Raw genomic sequence first — 11,083 nt, 5'->3', positions numbered from 1 at the left:
GGGGCGCGGTCAGCGGTGGCCCTCCGGGCGCTGCCGCCAGCGGTCCTCCATCCGGTCGAGGAAGGAGCCCCGGCGACCACCACCACTGCGGCCACGGGGACGACGCCGGCTCGTTGTGCCGCCGACCACGTGCAGGTCGGGCGACTGGGATCGGCGGTGCGACTGCACCGCGTAGCCCAACGAGGCCAGCATGACGACGAAACCCGCCACGGCCACCGCGGGAATCTTGATCACGGCACCGTAGATCAACAGGGCCAGACCAGCGACGACCACGCCGGCAGCGACGAGCACGCGACGCCGCGCGTGGAAACGCGGGTCGCTGGCGCGCACGGCCGAGGCGAACTTGGGGTCCTCGGCAAGCGACCGCTCGATCTGCTCGAACAGCCGCTGCTCGTGCTCCGAGAGCGGCACGGCACTCCTCCCCGGTCACGTTGGTCGGCCCGGGCGGGCCGACAGACCGTGGCAGCCAACCGGCTGCTTACCCGCAAGTCTACGAGGGCCCCCGCGCGTCGGAAAGCGGGACGACCTACGGCCGGGTCGGTTTTTCGACTTGTCGTGTATCACGACGGCCGAGAAGACTGGCCGGACCTATGACGGACCGCCCGAATCGGGCAGCAGCCGCGTCGGCCGCCGCCTCCGCCTCACGCCAGCCGCGCTCGGGCGCACCGAGGGTGAGCTGCTGCGGGGTCTCCCCGGCGGGGGCGAGACCTTCCATCCGGACACCGACCAGCCGAACCGGCTCGCCGGGGGCGAGCGCGACCCAGAGCGCCCAGGCCGTGTCGAACATCTCCCGGGCGGTGTCGGTGGGCACGGCGAGCGTGCGGGAGCGGCTGATCGTTCGGAAGTCGGCGAAGCGGACCTTGAGCGACACCGTACGGCCCACCTGCCCGGCCGCGCGCAGCCGGGAACCGGCCTTGTCGGCGAGCGCGAGCAGGGACCGCCGGATCTCGGCCGGGTCGGTCACGTCGGTGTCGAACGTGACCTCCGCGCCGATCGACTTCTCCACCTGCTCGGGTGTGACCCCGCGCGGGTCACGCCCCCAGGCCAGCTCGTGCAGGTGGGAGGCGGACGCATCGCCCACGGCCCGGCGCAGCAGGCCGGCCGGCGCCTCGGCGAGGTCGCGCACGGTGCGCAGGCCGAGGCGGCGCAACGCGTCCGCTGAGCGCTCCCCCACGCCCCACAGGGCGGACACCGGCAGCGGGTGCAGGAAGTCCAGCACCCGGGCGGCCGGGACCACGAGCAGCCCGTCGGGCTTGGCCCGGGTGGAGCCGAGCTTGGCCACGAACTTGCTCGGCCCCACGCCCACCGAACAGGTCAGCTGCTGCTCCTCGGCGACCCGGCGGCGGATCAGCGCGGCGATGTCGGCGGGCCGGCCGAACAGCCGTCGGGCGCCCGCCACGTCGAGGAACGCCTCGTCCAGCGAGAGCGGCTCGACCAGCGGGGTGACGTCCCGGAAGATCCGCATCACCGCCCGCGACGCCTCGGTGTAGGCGGCGAAGTCGGGTGGGAGGTAGACGGCGCCGGGGCACAGGGCCCGGGCGCGGGCGGTGGGCATCGCGCTGCGGACGCCGTACCGCCGGGCCTCGTAGCTGGCGGAGCTGACCACGCCGCGCGGGCCGACGCCGCCCACCACCACCGGCCGGCCGCGCAGCTCGGGGCGGCGGCGCACCTCCACGGAGGCGTAGAACGCGTCCATGTCGACGTGCAGGATGGTGCAGCCGGTGTCGTCGGCGTCCGGCCCGAAGCGCGGGTCACCGCCTCGGGGCAACGACTGGCTGCGGCCCATGCCAGCAGGCTAGCCCGCCGGTCCGACAACCCCGCCGCCCAGCCCGCGGCGACGCCACCGGCCCCGGACCAGACCCGGGCCGGCGGTCACCGCCCACCGGCCCCGGACGAGGCGGGTCCGACCAGGGGCGCGGCGCGGAGGCAGGGCCAACCGGGGCCGCGGCGCGGAGGCAGGGACGAACCGGGGTCAGCCCCGGACCACCAGCAGCGGGACTGTCATCTCGGCGGCGGTGTCCGCGCCGTGGTACGCCACCAGCCGCGACGCCATCGGCGGTTCGGAACGGGTCGCGACCACGGCGTACGTGTCCCGGCACACCACCACCACGTCGCCGATCCGCCTCAGGTGCGCCTCGGGCACCGGCCCGAACCAGCCGGTCGCCACCGCCTCGGCCCGGGTCAGCACCTGCGCCGCCGGGCCCAGCACCTCGGTCCAGGCGGCCACCACGTCGGCCTCGGCACCCGGCTCGACGTGCAGGTAGCGGACCCGGGGCTCGCCGGCGACCACCCGCACCCCGGTTCGCAGCCGGGGGTCGGTGTCCAGGTCGATCCGGTGCCCGGCGGGCACGTCGAGCTGGCCGTGGTCGGCGGTCACCAGCAGCGCGGCGTCCGGCGGCAGCCCGTCGACGAGCCGGGCCAGCAGCGCGTCCACATCGGTGGCGGCCGTCCGCCAGGGCGCGGAGTCGACGCCGCTGAGGTGCCCGTGCCGGTCCAGGTCGGGGTGGTAGCCGGAGACGAGCGCGGGACCGTCCCCGGCGGCGAGCGCCGCCAGCATCCGGGCGGCGAGCGCGTCCACGCCGGCCGCGCCCCGGTAGTCGCCGCCCCGGTTGGCGGCGAGGGTCAGGCCGCTGCCGGCGAACTCGGGGCGGCTGACCACAGTCACCGCGACGCCGGCGGCGCGGGCCCGCTGGTACCAGGTGGGCACCGGCTGCCAGCTCGCCGGGTCCGGGTCACCGGTCCAGTCGATGTGGTTGAGCACCCGGTCGGTGCCGGGCACCCGGACCGTGAAGCCGAGCACGCCGTGGGCGCCCGACGGGGTGCCGGTGCCGAGGCTGACCAGGCTGGTCGGGGTGGTGGACGGGAAGCCGGTGGTGAGCGGCCGGCCGGCGGTGGCGGCCAGGCCGGCGAGCGTCGGCGCGTACGGGGCGGCGGTGGGGATCTGGTACCAGCCGAGGCCGTCGACGAGCAGCACCGCGATCCGGCGTACCCCGGCCAGGCGCGGGGTCAGGCCGAGCCGGTCGGCCGCGCCCGGTACGCCGAGCAGCGCCAGCGCGCTGGGCAGCACGTCGGTCAGGGCGCCGCCGTCGTAGCGGGGCGCCACCCGGTCCAGCGGGCCGGGCGCCGGATCGGGAACCGGGCCGGTCATGCCGGGCGGCGGGCGAACAGGTGCAGCTGGGCGGCGAGATCGCGGTACGGGGACCGGGCGGCGAGGGCGCGCTCCAGCTCCACCAGGGCCGCCTGCTGCCCGTCGGCCACCGCGGCCGGGAGCAGGTCAGCGAGCACCCGTACCCCGTGGATCTCCTCCACGACGAGGCCGGCGGCGGTGAGCAGCCCGGTCGCGTCGGTGGCGTCGTAGCGGCGGCGCAGCGTGTCCCGGCCGCCTGTGGTGCCGCGCGGATCGGCGGCGAGCGCGGCGGCGGCGTCCAGTTGCCCGTTCATCGCCCGGCCGAACACGGCGGCGGCCCGGCCGGCGACGAGCACGCTCGCGGCGCCGCCCGGTCGCAACGCGGTGACCAGCGCGGACATCACCGGTTCCGGGTCGTCGACCACCTCGAGGACGGAGTGGCAGAGCACCAGGTCCACGGTGGCCGGTTCGACGAGCCCGGTGAGCGCGTCGGCGTCGCCCTGCGTCGCGCGTACCCGATCGGCGACCCCGGCCTCGGCGGCCCGGCGGGTCAGCGCGGCGAGCGCGTCGGGGCTGGCGTCGACGACGGTGACCCGGTGACCGGCCTCGGCGAGCGGGACGGCGAAGCCGCCGGTCCCGCCGCCGACGTCGAGCACGGAGAGTCGTTCGCCGGCCCGCCGGTCCAGCTCGGCCCGGAGCACCGACCAGATGACGGCGGTGCGGGGGGTGAGGGTTCGGATCTGCTCCACGGGCCGAGCCTAGTCACCCCCCGGCCCGGGTTCAGGACTCGCCGCCGCCGGCGGGGTCGTCCTCGGCGCGGGAGCGCTGGTCGTTCGCCACCGGGCCGTCGGTCACCTGGTATTCCCGCGGCTCGGCCTCGTGGGTGGGCGCCCAGTCGGCGCCGAGGCGGGTCCGTCGGACGTTGGCTACGCCGCCGGCGTACGTGCGGTGAAAGGTCATCTGTTCATCCCCCATACCCCGGGTGGGCCACTCTGCCCACCCGCGTCGGGAGTCTCCCGCCTCCGGCTCACGGAAACCGTAATGTGGATCACTCCATCAACGGAAATCCCTGGATGCCGGTGTGACGGGGGGCTCGATCGCGTCCAGCCGGTCCGCGGTGAGGTTCGTGACGCCCTCGTGCCGCTGCAGCCGGCCCCGCACCACAAGTGCTCCACTGGTGCGGGCGACTCGACGGTATCTCTGCCACAACCCCGGGGAGCAAGTGACATTGAGCATCCCGGTCTCGTCCTCCAGGTTGATGAACGTGACGCCACCGGCGGTCGCCGGGCGCTGCCGGTGGGTGACGATCCCGCCGACCCGGATCCGCTGCCCGGGCGGCACCTGACCGAGCCGGGCGATCGGCACCGCGCCCAGCTCGTCGAGGCGATCCCGGATGAACCGGGCCGGATGGCTCTCCGGGGACAGGCCGGTGGCCCAGACGTCGGCGACCAGGCGGTCCACCGCGGCCATGCCGGGCAGGGTCGGCGGGTCCGCGCCGGTCACCGTGCCGGGCAGCCGGCCGGGCCGGTCCTGGGCCGCCGCGCCGGCGGCCCAGAGGGCCTGCCGCCGGGTCAGCCCGAAACAGGCGAACGCGTCGGCGGTGGCCAGTGCCTCCAGCTGCGCGGCGGTGAGACCGACGCGGCGGGCCAGGTCCGGCATGTCCCGGTACGCCCCGTGCGCGGCGCGTTCCGCCTCGATCCGCTCGGCCACGTCCTCGCCGAGGGTACGGACGCTGCCCAGCCCGAGCCGTACCGCCGGGCCGCCCAGCCCCCAGGCGTGCGGCGGCTCGCCCGGCACGCTGCCCCACCGGGTCTGCGGGGTGGACTCCAGCACCGCCTTGGCGCCGCTGGCGTTGATGTCCGGCCGGCGCACCTCCACGCCGTGCCGGCGGGCGTCGTCGGTGAGCGTCTGCGGCGAGTAGAAGCCCATCGGCTGGGCGTTGAGCAGCGCGGCCAGGAACGGGCCCGGGTGGTAGCGCTTGAGCCACGAGCTGGCGTACACCAGGTAGGCGAAGCTCATCGCGTGGCTCTCCGGGAAGCCGTAGCTGGCGAACGCGGTGAGCTTGCGGTAGACGTCGTCGGCCAGCTCGCCGGTGATGCCCCGCTCGGCCATCCCGGCGTAGAGCCGGTCGGCGATCTGCGCCATCCGCTCCACCGACCGCTTCGCCCCCATGGCCCGGCGCAGCTGGTCGGCGCCGGCCGCGTCGAACCCGGCCAGGTCGATGGCGAGCTGCATGAGCTGCTCCTGGAACAGCGGCACGCCGAGCGTCTTCTCCAGCGCGTTGCGCATCAGCGGGTGCGCGTACGTCACCGGCTCCTGGCCGTTCTTGCGCCGGATGTACGGGTGCACCGAGCCGCCCTGGATCGGACCGGGCCGGATCAGCGCCACCTCCACCACCAGGTCGTAGAACTCGCGGGGCTTGAGCCGCGGCAGCGTGGCCATCTGGGCGCGGCTCTCCACCTGGAACACGCCCACCGAGTCGGCCCGGCAGAGCATGTCGTAGACCTCGGGGTCGTCCAGCGTCATGTCGCCCAGGTCGAGGCGGGAGCCGATCAGGTCGTAGCCGTAGTGCAGCGCCGAGAGCATGCCGAGGCCGAGCAGGTCGAACTTGACCAGGCCGACGGCCGCGCAGTCGTCCTTGTCCCACTGGAGCACGCTGCGGCCGGGCATCCGGCCCCACTCCACCGGGCACACCTCGATCACCGGCCGGTCGCAGATCACCATGCCGCCGGAGTGGATGCCCAGGTGCCGGGGGAACGTCTGCAGCTCGTTGGCGTACGCGACCACCTGCTCGGGGATGTCCGCCACGTCGACCGCGGCGACCGAGCCCCACCTGTCGATCTGCTTGCTCCAGGCGTCCTGCTGGCCGGGCGAGAAACCGAACGCCTTGGCGACGTCGCGCACCGCCGACCGGGGCCGGTACGAGATGACGTTGGCGACCTGGGCGGTGTGCTCCCGGCCGTAGCGGGCGTAGACGTGCTGGATCACCTCCTCCCGGCGGTCGGACTCGATGTCCACGTCGATGTCGGGCGGGCCGTCGCGTTCGGGGGCGAGGAACCGTTCGAACAGCAGCCGGTGCCGGACCGCGTCCACGTTGGTGATGCGCAGCGCGTAGCAGACCGCCGAGTTGGCCGCCGAGCCCCGGCCCTGGCAGTAGATGTCCTGCGCGCGGCAGAACGCGACGATGTCGTAGACCACCAGGAAGTAGCCGGGGAACCCGAGATCCTCGATCATCCGCAGCTCGTGTTCCAGTTGCGCGTACGCCTCCGGGTGCGCCTCGGGCGGGCCGTAGCGCTCCCGGGCGCCGTCCATGGTCAGCCGGCGCAGCCAGCTCATCTCGGTGTGCCCGGGCGGCACCGGGTACGCGGGCAGCTTCGGCGCCACGAGCTGCAGGTCGAAGGCGAGTTCCGCGCCGTACTCGGCGGCCCGCGCCACCGCGCCCGGGTACGCGGCGAACCGCGCCGCCATCTCCGCGCCGCTGCGCAGGTGGGCGGTGGCCGCGGCGGGCAGCCAGCCGTCGATCTCGTCGAGGCTGCGCCGGGCCCGGACCGCCGCGACTGTGGTGGCCAGCCGCCGCCGGCCCGGGGTGGCGTAGTGCACGTTGTTCGTGGCCACAGTGGGCAGCCCGGCCGCGGCGGCCAGGTCGGCGAGCGCGTCGTTGCGGTCGGCGTCGATCGGATGGCCGTGGTCGGTCAGCTCCACCGCCACCGTCTCCGCGCCGAACAACGCGGTGAGCCGGTCCAGCTCCCGGGCCGCCGCGTCGACGCCCTCGGTGAGCAGCGCCGCGGGCACATGCCCCTTGCGGCAGCCGGTGAGCACCAGCACGTGGTCGCGCAGCTCGGCGGCGATCTCCTCCAGCTCGCCGTAGACCGGGCGGCCCTTCTCCCCGCCGCGCAGCTGGGCCCGGGAGATGGTGGCGGCCAGGCGCGCGTACCCCTCGTGGCCGTGCGCCAGCACCAGCAGATGCCGGCCGAGCGGGTCGGGTTCGCCGTTCTGCGGGCCGGGCAGCCCGAGCGACAGTTCCGCGCCGAAGATCGTCGGCAGCCGCAGCGCGCGGGCCGCCTCGGCGAAGCGCACCACACCGTAGAAGCCGTCGTGGTCGGTGACGGCGAGCGCGGTCAGGCCGAGCCGGGCCGCCTCCTCGGCCAGTTCCTCCGGGTGGCTGGCGCCGTCGAGGAAGCTGAAGTTGGAGTGCGCGTGCAGCTCCGCGTACGGCACCACGCCGTCCGGGCGGGCCAGCTCCGGCGGCCGGTACTCCTGGCGCTTGCGGCTCCAGGCCGGGGAGTCGCCGCCGTCGGCGTCGACAGCGAGCGGGTCGACCACGTGCAGGTGCCGCTCGCCCTTGGCCCGCCCGGAGAGCACCTGCTCCAGCTTGGACCACGGCATCTTCGGGTTGTGGAAGCTCACCGACGCCCGCCTCGCCCCGCACCCGGCCGCCCGAGATCTTGGTACGAAACGGCCCCCGGAGGGGCGCTTTCCTTCCAAGATCTTCCCCGGCGCTCAGTCATAGATCGCCTCCACCAGCCACTGCCCGCCCTCGACCGCGAGCAACAGGGCGGCGCCGTCGGCCAGGCACACCTGGAACCGGGCCCGGCGGCGCGCCTCGGCCGGCGCCCACCAGCGCTCGTCCACCGGCCACGGACCGGCCCACCCGGTGATCTCGGCCGGGCGGCCGTCGCCGACGGTGAGCCGGGCCGGCGCCGCGCTGACCGCCAGCCGGGCACTCACCACGACCGGCTCCCCGGCGGCGTCACGCACGTCGGCCGGCAACGGGGTGGGCAGCACCACGGCCGGCGACGGCGGCGGAATCCGCCCCGGCCACGGCGGCTCGGCCACCGTCCGGCCCCGCCGGGTCCGCCGCCCGGTCCGCATCCCGGCATCGGGTACGGCGACCGGGGCGGACGCGGCACCCGGAGCGGCCCCGACAGCCGGGGACGGCGGAGCGGCCGGAGCCGGGGACGCCGCGGCGGGTGGCAGGGATGGCGGGCCGGGACGCGCGGGCACCCGTTCGTCGCCCCACGGCACCAGGCGCACCTGGTCGGCCGGGGAACGCCCACCGCCGAGCACCGCGGTGACCACCGCCTCGGGACCGAGGATGCCCTGTACCCGGCTCAGCGCGCGGTGCGCCCGCTCCCGCTCCTCACCGGTCTCCCCCCACAGCCCGGGTTGCAGGCCCGCCTGGGCGAGCACCCCGTCCGGCACCAGTCGCAACCGGACGATTCCGGCGGTGGGGCGGGCCGGACGTGTCCCGCCCCGGCCGTTGCTGCCGGAGAGCCAGCCGTCGAGCTGCCAACGGACCCGGTCGGCGATGGCGGCTGCGGTGAGCAGGCCGTCGTGCCGCCAGACCCGGTGCAGTTCCTGGCCGTGTGCGGTGACCGCCTCGATGCCGAGGCGGGTGCAGGCCAGCCCGTACCCGGCCAGCCGTTCGTGCAGCCGCTCGGCGAGCGTGCGGGCGGCGAACGCGGCGGCGTCGACCCGGTCGACCGGCTCGTCGTAGTCGGCGGTGACGGTGAGGTCGGCGGGCGGCTGCCGGACCGCCAGCGGGCGGTCGTCCCGGCCACCGGCGAGCCGGTGCGCCAGCGCCCCGTCGAAACCGAACCGGGCCAGCACGTCCCCGGCGGGCAGCGCCGCGAACTCGCCGAGGGTACGCACGCCGAGCCGACGCAGCAGGTCGGCCAGCGCGGGCCGGCCGAGCGCCTCGACCGGCCGGGCGGCCAGGAACTCGCGGGTGCCGCCGGGGGTCACGATCCGGCCCTCCCGGGCGGCCAGCCCGGCCGCGAACACCCCGTCGGCGATGCCGACCTGGCTCTCCACCGCGCAACTCTGCGCGACGTGCTCCACGATCCGCTCGGCTGCCGCCTCCTCACCGCCGAGGTAGCGGCTCGGCCCCCGGGCCGCCGTCGCGCAGGCGCCGGGCCGGATCACCTCGACGCCGGCGACCACCTCCTCCACGGCGGCCACCACCGGCTCGAACGCCCGCACGTCCCGGCCGGGGTCGTGGTCGACCACCGTCAGGTGCGGGCAGCGCCCCTGCGCCTCGCGGCGGCGCAGCCCGCGCCGGATCCCCTCGGCGCGGGCCCGCTCGGAGCAGGCGATCACCCGGTTGGCGTGCAACACCACGACCGGGTCGGTGGCGGGCACCCCGTCGACGATCTCGGCGGCCAGGACCGGCCAGTCCGGGCACCAGAGCAGCAGCGTCCGCTGCGGTACGCCGCTCACGCCGGCCCGGCCGCGGTGAGCGTACGGGCGGGTGGGGCCACCATACGCAGCCGCCGCGACGGCGCGGCGGACGGTGCGCCGAGCCCGGCCGAGCGGGGGATCACCCGAGTCAGCTCGTCGCCGGGCAGCCACACCTTGATCTCCTTGGGGCGGGCGGCGGCGCCCCGCCCCCGGGCCGACACTGTCACCTCGCGGCGGCGCAGCCGCCCGCGGCCGGGGCCGAGCCCCTGCCAGACGCCCCGGACCACCTGGAGCGTGACGTCCGCGCCGTCCCACCTGCCGTACGGGACGAGCACGCTTCCACGCTGCCGGGCCCGGGCGGCCAGCCGGGTGGCGACCGAGGCGGAGACGGTGGCCGGCACGGCGGTGACCACCACGTCGACCCCGTCGATGAGCGCGGCGACCACTGTGGGCCACTCCGGCCCGGGGTCGGGCACCAGGGCCAGCCGGTCCAGGGCGATGCCCGCCTCGGCCGCCGCGCCGGCCCCGAAGGTGGGTACGCCGACCACCGCGCACCACGAGCCGGCCCGGGACGCCTCGGCGAGCAGCGCGAGGATCAGCGAGGTGGCGCCGCTGCGCCGGGGCTGGCCGGCGCCGACCGCGACGGTGCTGCCGCGCCGCAGGCCGCGGTTGGGCAGCAGCCCGGTCAGCTCGGCCCGCACGGGCAGCACCCGGTGGCCACCGGCCGGGTCGGGCGCGCTCGCCGGCCGGACCAGATCCGCCAGAGCGGCGGAACCGACCACCATGCGGCCCGCCATCGGACCAACCCCCCGTCGTGTTTCGCCACGGGCCCGCCCGTGGATGGTGCTGTGGATCGTGTCGTGCGCGGCACGCGTGTGCCGTGGTGCGGCGCCCGGCCACCCGGGGTCCCGCCGGTGGTGGCCGGGCGCCACGAATCAGGCGGCGGCTGCTCCCGGGCGGGGCGGGGAGCCGGAGGCGCCGAGCCGCAGCGGTCGGGGCAGGCCGTCGAGCGCCGGCTGGTGCGCCAGGCCGAGTGCGGTCTCCACCACCGTCACGAACTCCTCGGCGGCGCGCAGCAGGTCGTCGGCCTCCCGGGCGGTGACCACGCGGGGGATGCCGGCCTCGGCGGCGGCCCGCTTGCTCGCGCCGGCGGCGAAGTAGGCGGCCCACTCGTCCAACTCGGGGGCGATGGTGGCGAGCAGCACCCAGACACTGGTGATCCGGTGCCGCTTGGTGGGCGCGGGGCGGGCCCGGGCGGCGAGCACGGCGGCGGCGGCGCGCAGCGCCGCGAGGTGGGCGGCGGCGTACCGGAGGCCGTCGGGACGGGTGCGGGATGCCTCGGCCAGCCCGTCGCGGGCCACCGCGAGCAACTGGGCGGGGGTGCGGTGCGGCAGCACGTGCGCGGGCACCGTGGGCGCCTGGGCCGGACTGGTCGGCATGGGTCTCTCCTCCGCGTGTGGCCGGGGCGGGCGGTCGCGCGACGGGGAACGTCGCCCGGTCGCCCGGAGCGGTCGGTGCGGAGGAAGACGCACCTTGCAGGGTGGCGGCCGGCCGGATGTGGACGCTTCCCCACACCCACACCCGGCCGGCGTGCCGGCGGGTCCGTCGTCCGCCGCCCGGGGGTCGTGGGCGGCGGACGACGACCTGCCTGACGGGCCCGGACTCGCGACTGTCCGAGACCCGGTGCGGCCCGCGGTGCCGCACCTCCCGGAAGCCGGTGCCGCGAAACACCGCTTCCGGAGCGTTCGACGAGTGCGCGACCGGCTCGGATCAGGC

The 11,083-nt window shown here is 76.4% G+C and carries 9 protein-coding genes; all 9 read right to left on the bottom strand.

Annotated features, from left to right (window positions below; translation table 11 throughout):
• Window positions 1–9 precede the first annotated feature (9 nt).
• The gene (locus O7607_RS21065) at window positions 10–411 is read right to left on the bottom strand and encodes a DUF3040 domain-containing protein (protein ID WP_128139017.1); all 402 of its coding nucleotides are present in this window, start codon (window positions 409–411) and stop codon (window positions 10–12) included.
• A gap of 115 nt (window positions 412–526) precedes the next feature.
• On the bottom strand, window positions 527–1,786 hold the full coding sequence (locus O7607_RS21060; RefSeq protein WP_269704885.1) for a DNA polymerase IV: 1,260 nt from the start codon (window positions 1,784–1,786) through the stop codon (window positions 527–529).
• 186 nt (window positions 1,787–1,972) lie between these two features.
• Window positions 1,973–3,148 carry an alkaline phosphatase family protein gene (locus tag O7607_RS21055; RefSeq protein ID WP_269704884.1) on the bottom strand — a complete coding sequence of 392 codons (1,176 nt, stop codon included), beginning with the start codon at window positions 3,146–3,148 and terminating at the stop codon, window positions 1,973–1,975.
• Complete coding sequence (locus O7607_RS21050) at window positions 3,145–3,876, bottom strand: methyltransferase domain-containing protein (RefSeq protein WP_269704883.1); 732 nt, start codon at window positions 3,874–3,876, stop codon at window positions 3,145–3,147. Before O7607_RS21050 ends, O7607_RS21055 begins: the two co-directional genes overlap by 4 nt.
• A 31-nt stretch (window positions 3,877–3,907) precedes the next feature.
• Window positions 3,908–4,087: a hypothetical protein gene (locus tag O7607_RS21045; RefSeq protein WP_269704882.1), complete on the bottom strand. Its 180-nt coding sequence runs from the start codon at window positions 4,085–4,087 to the stop codon at window positions 3,908–3,910.
• A 96-nt stretch (window positions 4,088–4,183) separates the two neighbouring features.
• Window positions 4,184–7,534 (bottom strand): error-prone DNA polymerase, encoded by a 3,351-nt coding sequence (locus tag O7607_RS21040; protein ID WP_269704881.1) that lies wholly within the window; start codon window positions 7,532–7,534, stop codon window positions 4,184–4,186.
• A 93-nt stretch (window positions 7,535–7,627) separates the two neighbouring features.
• On the bottom strand, window positions 7,628–9,346 hold the full coding sequence (locus O7607_RS21035; RefSeq protein ID WP_269704880.1) for a DNA polymerase Y family protein: 1,719 nt from the start codon (window positions 9,344–9,346) through the stop codon (window positions 7,628–7,630).
• Entirely contained in the window at window positions 9,343–10,104 is a 762-nt protein-coding gene (locus O7607_RS21030) for a hypothetical protein (protein WP_269704879.1), read from the bottom strand. Before O7607_RS21030 ends, O7607_RS21035 begins: the two co-directional genes overlap by 4 nt.
• 138 nt (window positions 10,105–10,242) lie before the next feature.
• Window positions 10,243–10,746, bottom strand: a complete 504-nt coding sequence (locus tag O7607_RS21025) for an SAV_6107 family HEPN domain-containing protein (RefSeq protein ID WP_269704878.1) — start codon at window positions 10,744–10,746, stop codon at window positions 10,243–10,245.
• Window positions 10,747–11,083: the final 337 nt, after the last annotated feature.

The organism is Micromonospora sp. WMMA1949 (assembly GCF_027460145.1).
GTDB lineage: Bacteria > Actinomycetota > Actinomycetes > Mycobacteriales > Micromonosporaceae > Micromonospora.
The sequence above is the reverse complement of the archived record's forward strand: the minus strand, read 5'-3'. Positions and strand labels throughout refer to the sequence as shown.